At 75.7% G+C, this 19,948-nt stretch carries 15 protein-coding genes; 7 read left to right on the plus strand and 8 right to left on the minus strand.

Translation table 11 applies throughout. The annotated features are described in order from the left end of the window. Positions 1-272: 272 nt before the first annotated feature. From ACN9MS_RS18775 to ACN9MS_RS18785, 3 genes are all read left to right on the plus strand, one after another. Complete coding sequence (locus ACN9MS_RS18775; RefSeq protein ID WP_426309907.1) at positions 273-1,487, plus strand: glycoside hydrolase family 3 N-terminal domain-containing protein; 1,215 nt, start codon at positions 273-275, stop codon at positions 1,485-1,487. A 169-nt stretch (positions 1,488-1,656) separates the two neighbouring features. Further along, positions 1,657-3,414 carry a discoidin domain-containing protein gene (locus tag ACN9MS_RS18780; RefSeq protein WP_426309908.1) on the plus strand — a complete coding sequence of 586 codons (1,758 nt, stop codon included), beginning with the start codon at positions 1,657-1,659 and terminating at the stop codon, positions 3,412-3,414. A 238-nt stretch (positions 3,415-3,652) separates the two neighbouring features. Continuing rightward, entirely contained in the window at positions 3,653-4,705 is a 1,053-nt protein-coding gene (locus ACN9MS_RS18785; RefSeq protein ID WP_426309909.1) for a LacI family DNA-binding transcriptional regulator, read from the plus strand. An 86-nt stretch (positions 4,706-4,791) separates the two neighbouring features. On the opposite strand, the gene ACN9MS_RS18790 is transcribed toward ACN9MS_RS18785, so the two are convergent. From ACN9MS_RS18790 to ACN9MS_RS18805, 4 genes are all read right to left on the minus strand, one after another. Next, positions 4,792-5,070 (minus strand): hypothetical protein, encoded by a 279-nt coding sequence (locus tag ACN9MS_RS18790; protein WP_378218137.1) that lies wholly within the window; start codon positions 5,068-5,070, stop codon positions 4,792-4,794. Positions 5,071-5,095: 25 nt separating this feature from the next. Further along, on the minus strand, positions 5,096-6,394 hold the full coding sequence (locus ACN9MS_RS18795; protein WP_426309910.1) for an anion permease: 1,299 nt from the start codon (positions 6,392-6,394) through the stop codon (positions 5,096-5,098). 189 nt (positions 6,395-6,583) lie between these two features. After that, positions 6,584-8,326 carry a hypothetical protein gene (locus ACN9MS_RS18800; protein WP_426309911.1) on the minus strand — a complete coding sequence of 581 codons (1,743 nt, stop codon included), beginning with the start codon at positions 8,324-8,326 and terminating at the stop codon, positions 6,584-6,586. 63 nt (positions 8,327-8,389) lie between these two features. Next, positions 8,390-9,241, minus strand: a complete 852-nt coding sequence (locus tag ACN9MS_RS18805; RefSeq protein WP_426309912.1) for an NUDIX hydrolase — start codon at positions 9,239-9,241, stop codon at positions 8,390-8,392. Positions 9,242-9,338: 97 nt separating this feature from the next. On the opposite strand from ACN9MS_RS18805, the gene ACN9MS_RS18810 reads away from it, so the two are divergent. Together ACN9MS_RS18810 and ACN9MS_RS18815 are read left to right on the plus strand one after the other, a co-directional pair. Further along, a complete protein-coding gene (locus ACN9MS_RS18810; protein ID WP_426309913.1) occupies positions 9,339-10,436 on the plus strand; it encodes an SPFH domain-containing protein in 1,098 nt (365 codons plus the stop codon). A gap of 2 nt (positions 10,437-10,438) precedes the next feature. Continuing rightward, the gene (locus tag ACN9MS_RS18815) at positions 10,439-11,356 is read left to right on the plus strand and encodes a hypothetical protein (RefSeq protein WP_426309914.1); all 918 of its coding nucleotides are present in this window, start codon (positions 10,439-10,441) and stop codon (positions 11,354-11,356) included. A 31-nt stretch (positions 11,357-11,387) separates the two neighbouring features. Here ACN9MS_RS18815 and ACN9MS_RS18820 read toward each other — a convergent pair whose 3' ends face one another. Then, entirely contained in the window at positions 11,388-12,380 is a 993-nt protein-coding gene (locus ACN9MS_RS18820; RefSeq protein WP_426309915.1) for a hypothetical protein, read from the minus strand. A 7-nt stretch (positions 12,381-12,387) separates the two neighbouring features. Then, entirely contained in the window at positions 12,388-14,760 is a 2,373-nt protein-coding gene (locus ACN9MS_RS18825) for a S9 family peptidase (RefSeq protein ID WP_426309916.1), read from the minus strand. Between the two features lie 73 nt (positions 14,761-14,833). On the opposite strand from ACN9MS_RS18825, the gene ACN9MS_RS18830 reads away from it, so the two are divergent. Beyond that, positions 14,834-15,673 carry a MerR family transcriptional regulator gene (locus tag ACN9MS_RS18830; protein WP_426309917.1) on the plus strand — a complete coding sequence of 280 codons (840 nt, stop codon included), beginning with the start codon at positions 14,834-14,836 and terminating at the stop codon, positions 15,671-15,673. Between the two features lie 9 nt (positions 15,674-15,682). Here the strand turns inward: ACN9MS_RS18830 and ACN9MS_RS18835 are convergent, their stop codons facing one another. Continuing rightward, positions 15,683-17,152, minus strand: a complete 1,470-nt coding sequence (locus tag ACN9MS_RS18835) for a DUF1254 domain-containing protein (protein ID WP_426309918.1) — start codon at positions 17,150-17,152, stop codon at positions 15,683-15,685. A 140-nt stretch (positions 17,153-17,292) separates the two neighbouring features. Here ACN9MS_RS18835 and ACN9MS_RS18840 point away from each other — a divergent pair, with 140 nt between their 5' ends. Beyond that, positions 17,293-18,228, plus strand: coding sequence for a transglutaminase-like domain-containing protein (locus ACN9MS_RS18840; protein ID WP_426309919.1), 936 nt, complete (start codon positions 17,293-17,295; stop codon positions 18,226-18,228). Positions 18,229-18,235: 7 nt separating this feature from the next. Here the strand turns inward: ACN9MS_RS18840 and ACN9MS_RS18845 are convergent, their stop codons facing one another. Next, positions 18,236-19,942, minus strand: a complete 1,707-nt coding sequence (locus ACN9MS_RS18845) for a PQQ-binding-like beta-propeller repeat protein (RefSeq protein WP_426309920.1) — start codon at positions 19,940-19,942, stop codon at positions 18,236-18,238. Between the last annotated feature and the right edge of the window lie 6 nt (positions 19,943-19,948).

The following is a 19,948-nucleotide window of genomic DNA, read 5'->3' on the forward strand; positions in this document are numbered from 1 at the left end:
CTCTTCCCCCATGACGCAGTCTGGCCTGTGATCCGCGTCTCTGCCCGGGGGCATTCGTCCCGGTCCCCGCGCTGACGGGCCTGCGTCGGTACGACGACGGACGCGGAACAGCAGGAGCGCGCTGCCGGTACCGAGGAACGCCAGGGCGAGGATGGTCACGACGCACCGTCGCCCCGGGACGCGACACCCGCGCGGGCATCAGCGTCGCGCCGCGGAAGGTTCCGCCCGTCGAGCCCCGTCGGGCTACGGTGGCCGCTGGAGGTGCCTGCCCTGTGACCCACCGTGCCCGGACCACCTGGATCGTCGTCGCCGTCGTCACCACGCTCGCCGCCGTCTCGGCGGTCGCGTGGTACCTCACCCGCCCGAGCCCTGCCCCGGCTCCGTCACCGTCGGGCGCGCCGACCGCGTCCCCCGACCCGTCGCCGTCGGCCCCACCCCCGACGCCGTCGACCCCGCCCGAGGACCCGCTGGCCGGGTGGACGCTCGAGCAGAAGGTCGGGCAGCTCTTCATGGTCGGCGTCGACGTGAGCGGCCCCCAGCAGGTGAGCTATGACGCGGTGTCGCAGCTCCACGTCGGCAACGTGTTCCTCGCCGGGCGGTCGCAGGCGGGCACCGGCCCGACGGCGGACCTCGTCGCGGGCTTCACGGCGCTCGTCTCGCCGGAGACCACGAACGGCACGCCGCTGTTCGTCGCGACCGACCAGGAGGGCGGCTACGTCCAGGTGCTGCGCGGTCCCGGGTTCTCGCAGATCCCCACGGCCACGGACCAGGCGGGCCTCGACCCCGCGGCGCTCCAGGCCGACGCGACGACGTGGGGCGGCGAGCTCGCCGCCGCGGGCGTGAACCTCAACCTCGCGCCGGTGATGGACCTGGTGCCCGAGGGGACGGAGGCGCAGAACCCGCCGATCGGGTACTTCCAGCGGAACTACGGCACCACGCCGGACACGGTGACGGCGCACGCGAACGCCTTCAGCGCCGGCATGGAGGCGTCCGGGGTGGACGTGACGATCAAGCACTTCCCGGGGCTGGGCCGCGTCACCGAGAACACCGACACCGACGCGGGCGTCACGGACGACGTGACGACGCGCGACGACCCGTCCGTCGCCGTCTTCGCCTCGGGGATCGAGGCGGGCGCCGCGTTCGTCATGACGTCCACCGCCGTCTACCCGCAGATCGACGGGTCGTTGCCCGCGGCGTTCTCGCCCGTCGTCGTCGACGGGATGCTGCGCGGCGACCTGGGGTTCGACGGCGTCGTCATCACGGACGACGTGTCCGCGGCGCAGCAGGTGCAGGCGTGGTCACCCGCCGACCGCGCCGTGCTGACGATCGACGCGGGCGGCGACATGGTGCTCGCGTCCGCCGACCCGAGCGTCGTGCAGCCCATGGTCGCGGCGGTCGTCGAGCGCGCGACGACCGACCCGGCGTTCGCGGCCAAGGTGGACGCCGCGGTGCTCCGCGTGCTCACCGCCAAGGAGCGCCTGGGCTGACCCGACAACAACTGGCTGACTGGTCAGTAAGAAATATTGCTCCGCCCTCTTGACCTCCGCGGACCGGCTGGTCCAGGGTGTGAGAGAGCGCTCTATCGGCGCGAGCACAGCGGCTCGCCCGACTTTCCGAGCAGCTCGCGACCCGTCCGACGTCCGAAGGAGCACGTCCATGCGCACCGCGTCCCGCGGCACCCGCAGCACCGCCAGCAGCACCTCCCGACGGCCCCGACCACGGCCCCGCGGCCGCGTCCTCGCGGCCGCCACGACCGCCGTCGGGCTCCTCGCCCTCGGCGCGCTCGTCCCGGCTCCCGCGACCGCCGCCCCCGGCGACCCGCTCTCGCAGGGCCGCAGCGCGACGTCGTCGAGCACGGAGTTCGGCTGGAGCACCGCGGCCGCCGCCGTCGACGGCGACCGCGGCACGCGCTGGTCCAGCGCGCACGCCGACGGCGCCTGGATCCAGGTCGACCTCGGCACCGCCCACGACCTCGACCGCGTCGAGCTCGACTGGGAGACGGCGTACGCGTCCGGCTATCGCATCGAGGTCTCGACCGACGGCGCCGCGTGGGCGACCGCGTACTCGACCACGAACGGTCAGGGCGGCGACGAGACGCTGCCCCTCGACGTCGCCGCGCGCTACGTGCGGCTCACCGCCACGCAGCGCGCGACCGTCTGGGGCGTGTCCCTCTGGGAGCTCCAGGTGTTCGGCGACGAGGGGGGCACGGGCGAACCCGAGCCCGGCACCGCCCGCCTGCTCTCCTACGGCAGGCCCGGGTCGGCGTCGAGCTCCCAGACGCTCGACCCGAACTGCTGGGACTGCACCCCGGACAAGGCGCTGGACCTCGACCCGGCGTCGCGCTGGGCCACGTCCCCGGACACCGGCTGGGTCGACGAGGGGTGGATCGCCGTCGACCTCGGCGCGCCCGCGCACGTCACCCAGGTCGTCCTCCAGTGGGACCCGGCGTTCGCGACGGGCTACGCGATCGAGGTGTCGGACGACGGGTCGTCGTGGCGGCCCGTGTTCTCCACCACGACGGGAAGCGGGTTCAAGGAGACGATCCCGCTCGACGCCGACGGTCGCCACGTGCGCGTGCACATGAACGACCGCAGCAGCGCGTACGGCTACTCGCTGTGGGAGCTTCAGGTGTACGGCACCGGCGGCGCACCCACGACGCCGCCCGCCGACCCCGCCGACCCCGACTTCGACGACCTCGAGCTCGTCTGGTCCGACGAGTTCGACGCCCCGGCCGGCACGCCCGCCGACGCCGCGAAGTGGCACATCGACCCCGGCATGCCGCAGAACGCGGAGCACCAGGTCTACACGGCGTCGGGCAACGGCTTCCACGACGGCCAGGGGCACTTCGTCCTCGAGGCGCGCCGCGAGAACGCCCAGGGCCGTGAGTACACGTCGCACCGCATGAACACGTCGACGTCGCTCAACACCCAGTACGGCCGCTTCGAGGCCCGGATCAAGATCCCCGCGGGCCAGGGTCTGTGGCCGGCGTTCTGGATGATGGGCTCCGACTTCCTCGAGGGCCGCCCGTGGCCGTACAACGGCGAGATCGACATCATGGAGAACGTCGGGTTCGAGCCCACGATCACGCACTCGACGCTGCACGCGCCCGCGTACTGGGGGGCAGGCGGCTACGGCGGCCCGGCGACCCTGCCCGGCGGTGCGCGCTTCGCCGACGACTTCCACGTGTGGGCCGCGGAGTGGGACAGCGAGGGCATCCAGTTCTCGCTCGACGGGCGTGACACGTTCTACGCGTCGAAGGAGACCGTCGAGTCGACGCGCGGTCCGTGGGTCTACGACCACGAGTTCTACCTGATCCTCAACCTCGCGGTCGGCGGGGACTGGCCGGGCGCTCCTGACGCGAGCACGCCGTTCCCGTCCCGCATGCTCGTGGACTACGTGCGGGTGTACCGGTGAGCGCCCGCACCCGGCGGCCCCTGCGGGTCGCCGGCCCGTTCCCGTGGTGAGGCCCCGCCTCTCCCGGTGACCGGTCCACGGCGGGCGTCCCTCCAGCGCCCGCACCCCGATGCCCGACGGCGCGGTGCTGCTCCCGCGCCGTCGGGCACCGTCCGGCGTCCCGGCCCCGGCGAGGCCGCCCACCGCCCGCGGGCGACGACCGGCCGCACGGCCCCGGGCGGGCGGTATAACTGACGACATGGCTGCCCGTCGCTCCTCTCCCCGCCCGACGCTCGAGGCGGTCGCGGCCGTCGCCGGCGTCTCCCGAGCCACCGTGTCCCGCGTCATCAACGGGGTGCCGACGGTCGACCCGGCGATCGTCGCGGTCGTCGAGAAGGCGATCGACGAGACGGGCTACGTCCCCAACCTCGCCGCGCGCACCCTCGTCACCCGGCGCACCGGGTCGGTCGCGCTCGTCGTCTCCGAGCCGACGGAGCGGCGGCACACCAGCCCGTTCCTGGAGCGCCTGTTCACCGATCCCTACATCGGTCGGGTGACGGCCGGGGCGCAGCAGGTCTTCCGCCCGCGCGACATCCACCTCGCGATCCTGCCCGCCGACCCGCCCGCGCACGACCAGGTCGTGCGCTACGTGCGCCAGGGTCACGTCGACGGCGTCCTGCTCATCACGTCGAGCTCCGGCGACCCGCTCCCCGCGCGGTTCGCCGCGCTGTCCGTGCCGGTCGTGCTGTCGACGCACCTCGACGGGGCGGACGAGTCGGTCGGCGTGAGCTGGGTCGACCTCGACCAGGCGGCGGGCGGCCGGCTCGCGGCGGAGCACCTGCTGGCCCGGGGCCGGACGCGCCTGGCGACCGTCGCCGGACCCGCCGACGTCCCCTTCGCGCGTGCCCGGCTCGAGGGCTTCCTCGACGCCGTGCGGGCCGCGGGCCTCCCCGAGCCGTTCGTCGCGGAGGGCGACTTCACGCGGGCGGGCGGCGAGGCGGCGGCCCGCGAGCTCCTCGCGGCACGCCCCGACGTCGACGGCGTGTTCGGCGCGAGCGACCTCATGGCCGACGGCGCGTCCACGGTCCTCCAGGAGGCCGGGCGGCGCGTCCCGGAGGACGTCGCGGTCGTCGGGTTCGACGACTCCACGGTCGCGCACCAGGCGCACCCCCCGCTCACGACGGTGCGTCAGCCCGTCGAGGAGATGGCGGCGGAGATGGCGCGCCTCCTGCTCGCGGCCATCGACGACCCGGAGACCGAGCCTCGCTCGGTCCTGTTCGACCCGACCCTCGTCGTGCGCGACTCCGCCTGACCCCCCTCGCGCTGAGTGCGTGAAAGAGTCGCGGTCGAATCGGTCCGACCGCGACTCTTTCACGCACTCAGCGGGGGGTGAGCCGTTCAGTGGCCGCCGCTCGCGATGAAGGCGATGCCCACCGCGATCGCGACGACGACGACGGCGAAGCACACGAGCGCGCCGACCTGCCGGCCGCGGGTGGCGCGCTCGACGCGCACGGTGCGGCCGTCGGACGTGAAGCGGCCGTCGGGGGTGCCGACCTCGACGGGCACGGCGCGACCGGCGGCGAGCCGGACCCCGAGCGCGAAGAGCGCGGGCAGGCCGGCGCCGACGACGAGGCCGGCGACGACGACCTTGAGCAGCGAGTCGATCTCGACGAACACGGTTCTCTCCTCCGGGCTGCCGGGGTCAGACGCTCGCGCGCTGGCGCGCGGCGGTCGGGGTCACGGTGGGTGCGCCCGAGGCGGGCACGGGCGACGCGGCCTGCGGCGCGGCGTCGGTGAACGGGTCGGCCGCGTCGAGGCGGCGCTCCAGCGCTGCCTCGCGCGCCTCGACGACCTCGGTCTCGAGCCCGGCGTCCACCGCGCCCTCCTCCCAGGCGTCGTTGACGTTGTTGTGGTCCACGGGCTTGCGGCGCGACGCGACCCAGATGGCGACCGAGGTGGCGACGAGGATCGCGAACACGACGACCGTGCCGGCCGCGCCGCCGATCCCGTGCTGGATGCCGTAGCAGGCCGCGCCGACGAGGCCGGCGGCCGGGAGCGTCAGCCCCCACGCGGCGAGCATGCGGCCCGCGACGCCCCAGCGGACCTTGGCGCCCGGCATCCCGACGCCGGAGCCGAGGATCGAGCCGGTCGCGACGTGCGTCGTCGAGAGCGAGTAGCCGAACAGGCCGGACATGAGGATGACGGCCGCGGACGACGTCTCGGCGGCCATGCCCTGGCGGGTGTCGATCTCGACGAGGCCCTTGCCGAGCGTGCGGATGATGCGCCAGCCGCCCAGGTACGTGCCGAGCGCCATGAAGGACGCGCAGGCAAGGATCACCCAGAACGGCACGCCCGAGTCCGCCGGGACCGCGCCCGCCGCGATGAGCGCGAGCAGGATGATGCCCATCGACTTCTGCGCGTCGTTGGTGCCGTGCGCGAGCGAGACGAGCGAGGCCGAGCCGACCTGTCCCCAGCGGAACGCGCGGGTCGACACGTCCTCCGGCACGTCGCGCGTGAGGCGGGCGACCGCCCACGTGCCGACGCTCGCGACGCCCACCGCGACGAGCGGGGCCAGCAGCGCGGGGATGAGCACCTTCGCGGCGACGCCGCTCCAGATGACGCCCTGCGTGCCGACGGCCGCGAGCACCGAGCCCACGACGCCGCCGATGAGGGCGTGCGACGAGCTCGACGGGATGCCGAGCAACCAGGTCAGGAGGTTCCAGGTGATGCCGCCCACGAGCCCTGCGAGGACGACCTCGAGGGTGATGACGTTGGCGTCGACCAGACCCTTCGCGATGGTCGCCGCGACGGCCAGGGAGAGGAACGCCCCGACCATGTTGAGGACGGCGGAGAGGGCGACGGCGGTCTTGGGCTTGAGGGCCTTGGTGGCGATGGACGTAGCCATCGCGTTGCCCGTGTCGTGGAAGCCGTTGGTGAAGTCGAAGGCCAGTGCGGTCACGACGACGAGCACCAGCAGGAGCGTCTCGGTCACGTCGTCCATGGTGGGGTCATCCCCGGAGCGCGCTCGACCATCCTGTGGATTCTTCGGCCACTGTTCACCGACAGTTCATCCGGTGTTCGAAGCCGTTGTTCGAACGCCGGAGGAGGCTCTGTTCGAGCACGTGCCGAGCAGGGTCGGACGGCCAGTGAGCGCGGGCGGTCCGGCCCTGTCGGGGCACGGGCGGGGACGTCAGGCGGAGGTCGGCGCGCCGAGCGCGGCGAGGGCGTCGTCGAGGTCGTCGACGACGGTCGCGACCGCCTCGCGCTGCGTCCGCGCACGCTCCGCCTCCGCGGCGACCGCGGTGCGCGCCTCGGCCAGCTCGGCGTCGAACCGCTCCGCGCTCGCCCGCGCGGCCGCGCGCTGGTCCCGCGCGCGCTGCTCGCCCGAGAACCACTGCCACGCGGCGACCACGCCCGCGACGACGGTCACCGCGAACCAGGCCGGCGCGACCGCGGTCCCGAGCACGAGCGTCACCGCCGCGATCGCCCCGACCCCGCCGACGACGCCCCACGACGCCCCGTCGACGGGGCGCGCCAGGAGCTCCGACCGTGCCGTCGCGGCGGGCGCCGCACCGTCGTCGGCCGGCGTGACGGTGACCGTCCGGCCCGCGAGGCGCAGCGCACGCGACGGTGCCGGGGTCGCCGCGAGCTCGGAGGCGCGCGCGTGGCTCGCGACGCGCAGGTCGTCGACGAGCAGCGGTGCCGCGAGCGCCGCGAGCCCCGGGTCGGTGCCGCGCGCGTCGTCGACGAGCAGGTCGACGAGCGTGCCTGCGGACGCGTCCCACTCCGGGCCGTCGTCCTCGGGCGCGCGGCCCACGCGGTCGGCCAGCAGCTCCGCCCGCTCGAGGAGGCCGCGCTCCACGGGCGCCCCCTCGTTCACGAGCGACCCGACGACCCGCAGCAGCGCCGCGCCCGGGCCCGGGTCGCCGCTCGGCGTCGCGGCGGTGCCGGGGGCGGCGCCCGTGCTGCCCGACGACGCCCCGAGGGCGAGCGGGCCCGGTGCCGCCGTGGGCAGGGCGACCTCCCCGGCGACGACGGCCCGTGACCACGCGGTCCAGGACCGCAGCAACGGGAGGGCGTCGGGCGCCGCGGCCCGGCGACGCGTCCCCGGCCCGTCGGCTGCCCCGGCCTCGGGCGAGCCCCAGTCGTCCCCGCTCCCGGGGAGCGCGGGCGCGGCCTCGAGGAGCCGGGCGCGCCAGCGGGCGTGCGCGTCGTCGTCGAGCAGGGCCACACGGTCGGCGAGCGCCGCGCGGACGACCGCCACGCCGTCGTCCCCGAGGTGCCCCGCGGCCGCCGCGCGCCACAGCGCCCGCTCGGAGGTCGTCACGAGGATCTCGTCCGGCTCCTCGGCAGGACGTTCCGTTGCCGCCTCGGGCACGCCGCCGGCGCTGCCCCAGCCGGCCGCCGGCAGGACGGGGGCGTCGAGCACCCAGGGCGTCCACTCGCGCGCGAGGGCAGGCTGCCCGACGAGCGCGCACACCGCGACGAGGTACGTCGCGGCCCGACGGCGGTCGCGCAGCAGCGCCTCCTGCGCCGCCTCGGGGTCGAGGCGTCCCCCGGGCAGCTCGGCGACGGCGAGCGCCGCGGGGACGAGCCAGTAGCCGGGCACGTCGGCGAGGTCGGGCGACCGGCGCAGGTGAGACACGTCGCCCTCGCCCGCCGCGACCGCGCGCGTCAGGGCGCGCGCCGCGTCCCGGGCGCGTCGGGCGGGGGTGAACAGCGCGAGCTCCTCGCGCACCTCGCCGAGCTCGATGAGCGCGTTGACGAGGCGTGTGAGCACCTCCACGCGGCTGGACAGGTCGCCCTCGAGCGAGCGCAGGCGCCGGCTGAGCGACGCCTCGCGCGACCGCGCCATCGCGGCCTGCGCGGCGAGCTCGTCCGAGAGGGCCTGCATGTTGCCCTGGTCGCTGCGCCAGTAGCTGTAGGTCGACATGCGCGCGAGCGTACTCAGCCCCGCGCCCCTGTCGAGGGGGAGTTCTCCCCCGCGTCGCGGCGGTCAGCGTCGCGGACGCATGAGCGGCGGGTCGAGGACGGCGGGCACGCTCGCCGGCGCGAGGTCAGGGTCCGCTGCCGAACCCGGGGTCGTGGTCACGCCCGACGCCGAGCCCGGCGACATCCCCGGGGTCGGCGCGGCGCGGTAGAGGGTCGCGGGGCGGCCGGTGCCGCCCGACGTCGTGCGGCCGGTGTCGGCGAGGAAGCCGGGGGTGGTCGTGGCCTTGCGCGAGAAGTTGCGCGGGTCGAGCCGCACGCCCCACACCGCCTCGTAGACGCGCCGCAGGTCGGCGACGGTGAACTCGGGCGGGCAGAACGCCGTCGCGAGCGCCGAGTACTCGAGCTTGGCGCGGGCGCGCTCGACGCCGTCGGCGAGGATCCGCGCGTGGTCGAACGCGAGCCCGGAGCCCGACGGTGCTCGGTCGCCCGGCGCCGTCGGCCCGCCCGGGGTCGCCGCGAGCAAGGGCTCGACGGGGTGCCAGGCCGCTCCCCCGGCGTCGGACCCCGCGTGGACGACGCCGAACTCCGGCGCGAGCAGGAGGTAGGCGACGGAGAGGACCGGCCCGCGCGGGTCACGGCCGAGCGGCCCGTAGGTGCGGAGCTGCTCGAGGTGGCCGGGCGGGCGGACGCCGGTCTCCTCCGCGAGCTCGCGCCGGGCCGCCCGGGCGAGCCCCTCCTCCGGCAGCACGAACCCGCCCGGGAGCGCGAGCGCGCCGCGGAACGGCTCGACGCCGCGCTCCACGAGCAGCACGTGCAGGGCGTCGTCGCGGACCGTGAGAGCGACGACGTCGACCGTGACGGGCAGCAGCGCGGCGGTCGGCGGGACGTCGGGGGTCTGGCTGACGGACGCGGTCATGCAGCCATCGTCGCACATTAGCGTCAGGTTGACGAGAACGAGCGAAGAGGTCTAGCGTCTTTATCGTCAGAGCGACGAGAACGAACGGAGACGAACCATGGCCACCATCCGCACCTACCCGTGGACCCGGCACTTCCTCGGCAGCCCCACCGGGCATGTCGTGCACCTGCGCCGCGGGCGCGTCGCGCACGAGGGCGTCGGGCAGGCGTTCTGGTTCCGCCCGACGACGTCCGTCCTCTCGGAGGTCCCCGTCGACGACCAGGAGCTGCCCGTCTTCTTCCACGCCGTGACCGCCGACCAGCAGGACGTCACCGTCCAGGCCGGCGTGACCTACCGGTTCGCCGACCCCGTGGTCGCCTCGCGACGCCTCGACTTCGCGGTGGACCCGCGCACGGGCGAGACGAGCGCCGCCGGCCGCGACCAGGTGACGAGCATCGTCGGACGGCTCGCGCAGAGCCGCGCCGCCGACGCGCTCGCCGCGATGCCTCTCGCCGACGCCCTCACGGCCGGCGTGCCGCGCGTGCGCGACGTGCTCGCCGAGGCGCTGACCACGGACCCGCGCCTCACCGCGACCGGGATCGTCGTCATCGGCGTCCAGGTGCTCGCCGTCCGGCCGGAGAAGGACGTCGAGCGCGCGCTCCAGACGCCGGCGCGCGAGCGGGTGCAGGCCGAGGCCGACCGCGCGACGTACGAGCGCCGGGCCCTCGCGGTCGAGCGCGAGCGCGCGATCGCCGAGAACGAGCTCGCGAGCAAGATCGAGCTCGCGACGCGCCGCGAGCGCCTCGTCGCCCAGGAGGGCGCGAACGCCCGGCGCGAGGCCGAGGAGAAGGCCGCCGCCGCGCTGGTCGACGCCCGCGCGACCGCCGAGCGTGCGCAGCTCGCGACGGACGCGAAGGCCGAGCAGGTGCGCGTCGTCGGCGCGGCCGAGGCCGCCGCCGAGCAGGCCCGCATGGACGTCTACGCGAGCGCCGGGCAGGGCACGCTCCTCGCCCTCGCGGTCCGCGAGGCGGCGGGCTCGCTCCCCGACGTCCAGAACCTCACCATCACCCCCGACCTCCTGACGGGTGTGCTGGGCTCGCTGCTGGGCGGCGCGCTCGGTGGGCCCGACGGCGGACCGGGCGCCCCGCGCCCAGGCGGTACGACGGGCGGCACGAGGTCGGGCGCCACGGCGGGCACCACCGGGAAGGCGGTCTGACGATGCTGCGGCGACGCGCCGTCGTCGTGCACCGGCGGACCGAGCTCGACGAGCTCCTCGACCGGCACGGCACGCGCGGTCAGGCGGAGTTCTTCCTCCGCTCGCGGGGCCGGTCGCTCGGCGAGGTGCAGGCTCGGCACGACGCGCTCACCGCGGCGCGCGCGGCGGTCGCGGGCGCGGTGCCCGACGGCTGGGCGCGCGCGGACGTCGAGCGCGCCGACCTGTCGCGCTTCCTCCTCGCGCCGGAGGACGTCGTGGTCGCCGTCGGGCAGGACGGCCTCGTCGCGAACGTCGCGAAGTACCTGCTCGGGCAGCCCGTGCTGGGCGTCGATCCCGAGCCGGGGGTCAACGCCGGCGTGCTCGTGCGGCACTCGGTCGCCGACGCGACGACCCTCCTGCGCGAGCTCGGCGTCGACGTCCCCGCCGGCGGGGCCGACCCCGCGGCGGTCCTTCCCGTCGACGCGCTGACCATGGTCCGCGCCGACCTCGACGACGGGCAGCACCTCACGGCGCTCAACGAGGTGTTCGTCGGGCACCCGAGCCACCAGAGCGCGCGCTACACGCTCCGGTGCGCGGCGGGCGAGGAGCGGCAGTCGTCGTCGGGGGTCCTGGTCGCGACGGGGACCGGCGCGACGGGCTGGTGGGCGTCGCTCGCGCACGACCGCGGCGGCCGGCCCGCGCCGGCCCGCACCGAGCACCGGCTCGGCTGGTTCGTGCGCGAGGCGTGGCCGTCGCCCGCGACGGGCGCCACGCTCACGGAGGGTGTCGTGGACGACGGCGCGGACGTCGCCCTCACCGTCGCCTCGGACCGGCTCGTCGTGTTCGGCGACGGCATGGAGGACGACCGCCTCGTCGCGGCCTGGGGTCAGACCGTCACGGTCCGCGCCTCCGACACCCCGCTCCGGCTCGTCCGCCCCTGAACGCAGGCCGTCCGACCCCAGGGCGGCGGGCTCAGCGGTCCGGCGGCGTCCCGCCCCGCCGGTCCCGACGCGCCCCCTTGCGAGCCTCCCGCGCCTCCCGCGCCTCGCGGTCGCGGCGCGCCCGGAGCACGGCCTCGCGACGCTCACCGATCTCGTCGCTCGACAGGCTCGTGAGGCGGTCCTGCGCGACGCGCGCCTCGGCGCGCTGGGCCTCGACACCGGCCCGGTGCTCGGCCGACTGCGGGCGCGTGCGGACGACGCGCGGGTCGATCCGGTACCGGTCGCCGTGCCGCTCGAGGCGGCGCTGCGCCGCCAGGCGTGCGCGCTCCCGGTGGAACCGCCAGGTCCAGGCCCGGCGCAACGCGACGACGGACCAGAGCGCGAACGGGACCGCGACCACGACGAGCCCGACCCGCCAGCCCGACGGCAGCGCCGTCGACGCCCCGGTGCTCGCGAGCGCCCAGGCGATCCCCGCCGGGACCGCGGGCCAGAACTCGCGGAAGTCCAGGTTCCACCCGCAGGCGTAGAAGCGCATGAGCGTGTCCGTGAGCCGCGAGCGCCGCTGCGGCTGGAGCGACATCGCGACCGGCCCGGGCACGGGCTGGCCGAGCGTCGTGCCGGGCGCGACCCGGCTCGTGAACGACAGCCGGTCGCCGCGGTACGACGGCCGCAGCGCCCGCCCGGCGTACACGAAGGACAGCGCCGCGAGCGGCCAGATCGCGCACGACAGGTACCAGGCGACCGGCCCCGCGAGCACGACGAAGATCGGCGCGAGCACGGCGAGCCGGCCGAGCACGGCACCGGGCGAGGCCACGAGCTCGGCCCACGGCTCTTGGTCCGCGGGCGGCTCGAACAGCCCGTACGCCGCGACCGCGAGGTACAGCCCGACGACGAACAGCCCGATCGCCGTCCACACCAGCCCGATCGCGAGGTAGCCGACCGGGCGCAGCAGCAGCGCCGCCGTCCCCGGGGGCGTCGCGTCGCGCGAGGTCCGCGGGTCGGGCGCGGGCGTCGGGCCGCTCACCCGACCGTCACCGCGCCGCGAGCCCGAGCACGTCGAGGACCCACGCGTCCTCGTACGCGACCTCGCGCCAGCCCTCGTACCGGCCCGAGACGCCGCCGTGGCCGGCGTGCATCTCGATCTTCAGCAGCGCGGGGGCCCCGGCGGCGCGCAGGCGCGCGACCCACTTCGCCGGCTCGACGTAGAGCACGCGTGTGTCGTGGAGCGACGTCACCGCGAGGATCCGCGGGAAGTGGGCCGCGTCGTCGGGCACGTTCTCGTACGGCGTGTACGTGCGCATGTACCGGTAGACCTCGGGGTCGTGCAGGGGGTCGCCCCACTCGTCCCACTCGACGACCGTCAGCGGCAGGGACGGGTCGAGGATCGACGTGAGCGCGTCCACGAACGGGACCTGCGCGAGCACGCCCGCGAACAGCTCGGGCGCGAGGTTGGTCACCGCGCCCATGAGCAGGCCGCCCGCGGACCCGCCCTGCGCGACGAGCCGCTCGGGGCTCGTCCAGCCCGCGTCGACGAGGTGGCGCGCGACCGCGACGAAGTCGGTGAACGTGTTGCGCTTGGCGAGGGTCTTGCCGTCGTCGTACCAGCGGCGCCCCATCTCGCCGCCGCCGCGCACGTGCGCGACCGCGAACACGACGCCGCGGTCGAGCAGCGACAGGCGCGAGATCGAGAACCCCGGGTCGATGCTGATCTCGTACGACCCGTACCCGTAGAGCAGCAGCGGCGCGGGCTCCGCGCCCGTGCCCGTCGCGTCGAGCCCGACGGCGTCGCGCCGCCACACGAGCGAGACCGGCACCTGCGTCCCGTCCTCGGCCGTGGCCCACTCGCGGCGCTGCACGTAGTCCGCGGCGTCGTACCCGCCGAGCACGGGCTGCTGCTTGAGCAGCGTGAGCTCGTCGGTCTCCACGCGCAGGTCGTACACGGTCGACGGCGTGACGAAGCTCGCGTAGGACAGGCGCACGTTCGGCTGGTCCCACTCGGGGTTGCCCGCGAGCGCGGCGGTGTACAGCGGCTCGTCGAACGCGACCTCGTGCACGTGCCAGTGGTCGCCCGAGGGTGCCGGGGTGTCGCCCGTGCGGATCGGCGTCGGCAGGCCCACGGGCCGCGGCGGCTCGGCCGACGCGAGGTCGATCACCCCGACCCGCGACAGGGCGTCGCGCCGGTAGGAGACGACGAGGTGCGAGGCGAAGGCGTCGACCCCTTCCAGCCGGGTCTCGGGGTCGTGCGGCACGACGACGGTCGCGTCGCCCGGTCCGGCCGGCCCGCCCGGCGAGGCGCCGCCGTCGGGCACCCCGGTCACGACGAGCTCGAAGTTCTCCGCGCCGTCGTTGTGCAGCACGAGCAGCACGTCCCGCCGCTCCCCCGCCGAACCCGAGGTTGGCGTCGTTCCCCCCGCCTTCCCACCATCGCCCTCGGGCTCGACGGCGGGGAACCAGGTGCTCGGCAGGACGGCGTGCTCGACCGTGTACTCGACGCCCTCGCGCCGCGGCCACACGACGCGAGCCTCGCCCGTCGGGTCGGCGGCGTCGATCAGCCAGGTCTCCGACGTGATCTTCGAGCCGACGTCGATCTGCACGAACCGCTGCGAGCGCGATACGCCGACGCCGACCCAGTAGCGCTCGTCGGGCTCCTCGAAGACGACGACGTCCTGCGTCGCGGGCGTGCCCACCTCGTGGCGCCACACGCGCCAGGGCCGCCACGCGTCGTCGACCGTCGGGTAGAAGACGTACCGCCCGTCCGGGGAGAAGACGGCGCCCGGGAACGTCCCGGGAACCTCGTCGACGAGGTCGGCGCCGGACTCCAGGTCGCGGATCCGCAGGGTGTACCGCTCGTCGCCGACGACGTCGACCGCGTACGCGAGCCGCGTCCCGTCGACCGACACGTCGAACGACCCGAGCGAGAAGAAGTCGTGGCCCTCGGCCTCGACGTTGTCGTCGAGCAGCACCTGCTCGCCCGGCACGGGCACGCCCGGCTCCAGCACGGGCGGTACCCAGGACGACGGCGCGTCGCTGCCGAGGCTCGCGTCGATGGGCGCGCGTGCCCGGATCGGGTACTGCGAGCCCTCGACGGTGCGCGCGTAGTACCAGTGCGCGCCCTGGCGCACGGGCACGGACAGGTCGGTCTCGAGGGTGCGCGCCTTGATCTCCTCGAAGATCCGCTCGCGCAGCGGCTCGAGGTGCGCGAGCCGCGCCTCGGTGTACGCGTTCTCGGCCTCGAGGTGCGCGACGACCTCCGGCGACTCCTTGTCCCGCAGCCACTCGTAGTCGTCGTCCACGGTCTCCCCGTGGTGGGTGCGCGGCGCCGGGCGGCGCGGCGCGACGGGCGCCTGCGGCTCCTCCCGCTCCGCGGGGGTCGGCGTGGCGGTCTGCGTGAGGTCGTCAGGCATCTGGCCAGGGTAGTGCCGCCCGACGGCGCGCCGTCGCCCTGGCGCGACGTGCTCCCCTCGTTACGCTCGACGCGTGACGCAGGAGCAGGGGGAGCGCCCGACGGCGGAGACGCTCACGAGCGGCGAGATGGTGCGTGCGTCGGGCCTGTCCATCAAGGCGCTGCGGCTCTACGACGCCAACGGGCTGCTCGTCCCGGCCGGCGTCGACCCCCGCACGGGCTACCGCGCCTACGCGCCCGAGCAGGTGGAGCGGGGCCGTGCCCTGGCGCTGCTGCGCCGGATCGACGTGCCGCTCGCGCGCGTCCCCGAGGTGCTCGACGCGGACCCGCGGGACGTGCGCGACGTCCTCCTGGGATGGTGGGACGAGCGGCAGCGGTCGCTCGCGGAGCAGCGCGCGACCGCCGAGGAGCTCGCGCGGCGGCTCGCCGTGCGGCGCGGCGACGCCGAGGCCCGGTGGCGCGAGGTCCCCGCGTGCACGGTCGCCACGATCACGTCGTCCACGACCCAGGCCGACCTCGTGCCCACGTTCAGCGCCGACCTGCTGACGATCCGCGCATACCTCGCCGCGGCCGGCGCCGAGGCGGGCGCCGCGCACTGGGTGATCTACCACTCGCCCGTCGGCCGCGACGTCCCCGGGCGCGTCGAGGCGTGCGTCCCGTACCGCGGGGCGGTCGTCCCTGCGGGGCCGGTCGTGCTCCGCGAGGACCCGGCCCGCACCGAGGCGTACGTCGAGGTCCCCTCGCGCGACTGCCGCTTCCCGCAGATCGTCGGGTACCTCGACGCGCTGCGCGTCGCGACCGGGCTGGCGCACGCCCCGTCGCGCGAGGTGTACGCCGTCCCGTGGTCCGACGAGCCCGACGCGGTCGTCGCGGACGTCGCGCTCGCCGTCGGGCCCGCCGTGGGCGCGCACTGACCCCGGGCGTCAGTCCTCGACCAGCTCCAGGTCGCCCGGGAGCCACGTGCGGTCGAACCACGGCTCGAGCGGCCCGTACAGGCGCAGCATGGGGAACCACGACCTGCCCGGGACCGTCCCGACCCAGTTGGACTCGCGTCCCACGGGCGGCTCCGGGCCGAACCAGAGCACGGTGCTGCCGTCCTCCTCGGTCGCGACCGTGCCGCTGAGGCTCAGGAGGCTCGGGTACGGGTTGTCGGTCTGGAGCAGCGACCGGGTCTGGGTGTCGTAGAGGTCCACCGACCAGAAGTTCTTCGCGGGCGGGTTCGGCGGCAGCACGAGCCGGTAGGTGCGCGCGCCGTCGAGGATCCGGCCCTGCGCGTCGTGGGCCGTGTAGGCGTACGCCGACCCGGCCCCGACCTGGGCGTGCGCCATCGCGGGCGTGATGACGGTCGCGAAGAAGTGGAACTGCGCACGAGCGTCGAGCAGGCGCGCGCCGTCGGCGAGGAACTCGTACGAGCCGCCGAGGAACGCCTGGAGCCAGCTCGACCCGAGAGCGACGCGCGCCTCCGGGTCGCGGGGGGAGTAGACGAGCGCGCGGCTGATCGCCGCACCGGCCTTGGCCGCCGTGTCGAGCGTCGCGCGCAGCTCCGGGCTCGGGGCGAACGGGCGGCCGGGCACGATGCCGACGGCCCGCAGCAGCCCGGCGCGCTCGGGGTCGAGCGCGCTCGTCGGCTCCTCCGCGACGATCTCGGCGACCTCGTCGAAGAACGAGGCGTCGTTGGCATGGACCGTGTTGACGCGGGTCCCCGCGATGTTGACGAACTCCGTCGGGGGCGGGTCCCCCGCGTCGGCGAGCGGGTAGATCCGCGTCTCCTTCATCGCCGGCACGCCGCCCAGCGCGCGCAGCACGACCCAGTTGGTGAACGTGGGCGTCCGGTAGACGAAGTAGCCGTCCGGGACCTCGCCGTCGTATCCGGGCGGGAGGAACAGGTAGCGGCCGCCCTCGCCGCGGTCCGGACCCGCGATGCCCATGTCGGCGACGTAGCGGAACCAGAAGTCGTCGACCACGCACAGCGAGTTCTTGGGGGGCTCGATGACGAGCGGGCCCGTCTCGCGCAGGTCGACGAAGAGCGACCCGTACGTGGTCGCCGTGTTCGGCGTGAGGAAGATGCCGCCCGAGTCGGCCCGCGGGTCGGTGTACCCGACCTGGTTCGAGCGCAGGAGGCCGAGCTCGCGGAACCCGCGTCGCATCGCCACGAGCGACGCACCGGGCATCGCGCTGAGGAACGCCTCCACGCCGCGCAGGAAGTCCAGCGAGCCGTAGAGCCGCTCGACGGACTCCGGGGTCGGCACCCCGTCCACCAGCTCGAACCGACCCAGCGGGGTGTCCACCGGGGAGGGCGTGCTCACCGCGGCGACCGCCGCCGCCAGCGCGTCGGCCGCGGCGCTCGTCGCCGTGCTCTCCTCGGTGCTCGACCCGGTACTCGCGTCGGACATGGCTCAGGCTCCCTCGTCGGTCGGTGCACGGCTCGCGCGCTCGACGCCGAGCGGCTGCGCCGACCGTAGGTCGGCGGCCACCGCACCGCCACCGGAAGGAGGCTTGACCCTGCCCCTGGGGCGGGCCCGAGGGTCGACGCATGGACGTCTCGCGCTACGCCGCCCACAGCCCCTGCTCCGACCCGCGCCACCACGGCCCGCTCCTCGCGGCCGTGGCGCCCGACCCGGCGAGCCTCCACGCTGCGGTGACGAACGCCGTCGTGCACTACCGCGCCGGAGCGACCGCGCCCACCCCCGCACAGCTCGACGACGTCGACCGGCGGTGGGTCTCGTCGATCCTCGACGCGGTCACGGAGCGCGCGCCCGGCCCGCTCGCCGCGCCGCGCTCCCCCGAGCAGCGGGCCGGCGGGTGCTGCCGGGACCACTCCCTCCTCGCCGTGGCCGTGCTCCGCGAGCACGACGTCCCCGCCCGCACGCGGCTCGGGTTCACGGACTACCTGGGTGAGGGCGGGTTCCACCACGACCACGTCGTGGTCGAGCGGCACGACGGCGAGCGCTGGGTCCGGTCCGACCCGGAGCTCGAGCAGGGCTCGCGCGCGTTCGACCTCCACGACATGCCGACGGGCGAGGGCGCGCCCTTCGAGACCGCCGCCGAGGTCTGGACGGCCTATCGCGCCGGGCGGCGCGACCTCGCCGACCACGGCGCCGATCCCGACCTGCCGTGGTTGACGGGTGCCGGGTTCGTGCAGCGGTACGTGCTCGCCGACCTCGCGCACCGCCAACGGCACGAGCTCCTCCTGTGGGACGTGTGGGGCGCGTCCGCCCTGCCCGGCGTCGCCCCGGACGAACGCACCGCGGCGCTCACGGACCGGGTCGCCGAGCTCACGCTCCTGGCCGACGCGGGCGACCGGACCGCCGAGGCGGCGCTCACCGTCCTGTGGGCGACGGACGACCGCCTCCGGCCCGGGCGCTACGTGACGACGTGGTCGCCCACCGGCCGGCTCGGCTGGACCGACCTGGTCGCGCGCCGGACCGGCTGGGCCGCGGTCCCGCGGGACGCGGCGGTCGTCGGCTGAGCCCCGCTCAGCCCAGCAGGGTGACCGACTCCCCGTCCCAGCGCAGGAGCCGCCCTTGCGCGGGCACGAACGACGCCCAGTCGCCCTCGAGGTCGTCCTCCCAGACGACCGACCCCGACGAGAGCTCGAGCGCGACCACGCGCGGGTGCGTGCCCGTAGCCGGGTCGACCAGCACGAGGATCGCGCACCGCCCGTCCGTGAAGGCCTGCGTCACCATGGCGGACCGTCCCTCGTCGCCCCCGAGGTCGTCGAGGAAGCGCGACCACGTCTGCTCCCCCGACAGGGCGTCGAGCCCGAGGACCGTGTTCGCCGTCCCGACGACGGCCGTCCCCTCCGCGAGCACGTAGACGGACTCGGGCACACGGGCGCCGTCGTACGTCCACAGGCGCGCGCCCTCGTCGTCGTACGCGCGCAGGTCGATGCCGTCACGCACGAGGAGCACACCGGGCGCCGGGTCGTCGGTCGCCCGCGGGTCGAGCACCTCGCCCGGGACGTCGAGGACGGGCACGCCCTCGGCGTCGAGCACGCGGTCGGCGCGCAGCGCCCCGGTCGAGCCCTGCCGGTCCGCGTCCACGAGGAACCGTCCGCCCGCGAGCGGCACGGCGCCGTCGGTGGGCAGGTCGGGGTCGTCGAGGCGCTCGCCGTCCGGGAGGAACGACGCCGCGACGCCGCAGCCGCCGACGTCGACCAGCGTCTCCGTCGCGACGAGCGTGAGCCGGTCCGGATCGATCTCCTCGCCACCCGTCTCGGGATCCCACGTGGTGCACGACCACGGCACGTCCTGGAACGGGAGCTCGCTGCGCCAGCGCACGTCGCCGGTCAGGGCGTCCTCGACCGTGACGACCACGTCGCGCCCCGCGATGCCGTCGACCGTCTCGCCGGCGCCCGGGTCGACCGACACGGGCGGGCCGCTCGGCGGCCCCGGCTCCCCGACGCGCTCGGCCCGGACCAGGCTGCCGTCGGGACCTGGCACGAGCACCGCGCCGTCGATCTCGACCTCGCGCTCCCCCACGACCTGCCCCGCGGCGTCGAGCACGATCGCCGTCGCGGTCCCCGCGCCGGGAGCCGGCCGCGCCGCCGGGTCGTACCAGAACGGCGAGACGCCCGTGCCCGCGACGCACACGATCGTGCGCGACGGTGCGCTCGACAGCTCCCACGGGCTCCACGACCCGCACACGGCCTCGTCGCCGCCGAGCGCGGCGCGCCACGCCTCGGCACCGGTGTCCAGGTCGAGCGCGACCGCCTCGTCGCCCTCGACCGTCACGAGCAGGCCCGGCAGGAACCCCACGCCGCGGTCCGCCGCGGCCGGCGCCGTCCATCGCTCGGTCGGGGCGACGTCGAGGGGGCGCACCGCCCCGCGTGCGACCTCGAGCCGCTCCTGCGCGTCACGGCTCGTCACCGCGTCGACGACGAGCATCCCGCCCACGAGCACGGCGACGACACCCGTCACCACGGCCGCGGCGACCCACCGCCGTCGCCGACGGTCCCCGGGCGCACGCGGTAGGGAGCCTCCGGCGCCGACGTCGTCCAGGCCGTCGCCCCCGAGACCCGTCGGGTCGTGCGGCCCGAGACCGGGCGGGGCGTCGCGCGGGAGCGCGCCGAGCAGCACGGGGTGCGGCGCGTCGAGGAGGTCGGGGTCCACGTCGACCCCGGCCGACTCGACGAGCTCGAACGTGCGGCGGTCGTCACCGCCGTCTCGTCGTCGGAGCGGCACGCCCCC

Origin of the sequence: Cellulosimicrobium sp. E-16 (assembly GCF_049913115.1) — a bacterium.
In the GTDB taxonomy this organism is placed as follows: domain Bacteria; phylum Actinomycetota; class Actinomycetes; order Actinomycetales; family Cellulomonadaceae; genus Cellulosimicrobium.

What these genes read in the sequence shown, in the direction of transcription:
- ACN9MS_RS18780 (WP_426309908.1), top strand. Translation starts at nt 1,657, where the DNA reads ATGCGCACCGCGTCCCGCGGCACCCGCAGCACCGCCAGCAGCACCTCC.
- ACN9MS_RS18785 (WP_426309909.1), top strand. Translation starts at nt 3,653, where the DNA reads ATGGCTGCCCGTCGCTCCTCTCCCCGCCCGACGCTCGAGGCGGTCGCG.
- ACN9MS_RS18795 (WP_426309910.1), bottom strand. Translation starts at nt 6,394, where the DNA reads ATGGACGACGTGACCGAGACGCTCCTGCTGGTGCTCGTCGTCGTGACC.
- ACN9MS_RS18800 (WP_426309911.1), bottom strand. Translation starts at nt 8,326, where the DNA reads ATGTCGACCTACAGCTACTGGCGCAGCGACCAGGGCAACATGCAGGCC.
- ACN9MS_RS18805 (WP_426309912.1), bottom strand. Translation starts at nt 9,241, where the DNA reads ATGACCGCGTCCGTCAGCCAGACCCCCGACGTCCCGCCGACCGCCGCG.
- ACN9MS_RS18810 (WP_426309913.1), top strand. Translation starts at nt 9,339, where the DNA reads ATGGCCACCATCCGCACCTACCCGTGGACCCGGCACTTCCTCGGCAGC.
- ACN9MS_RS18815 (WP_426309914.1), top strand. Translation starts at nt 10,439, where the DNA reads ATGCTGCGGCGACGCGCCGTCGTCGTGCACCGGCGGACCGAGCTCGAC.
- ACN9MS_RS18825 (WP_426309916.1), bottom strand. Translation starts at nt 14,760, where the DNA reads ATGCCTGACGACCTCACGCAGACCGCCACGCCGACCCCCGCGGAGCGG.
- ACN9MS_RS18835 (WP_426309918.1), bottom strand. Translation starts at nt 17,152, where the DNA reads ATGTCCGACGCGAGTACCGGGTCGAGCACCGAGGAGAGCACGGCGACG.
- ACN9MS_RS18840 (WP_426309919.1), top strand. Translation starts at nt 17,293, where the DNA reads ATGGACGTCTCGCGCTACGCCGCCCACAGCCCCTGCTCCGACCCGCGC.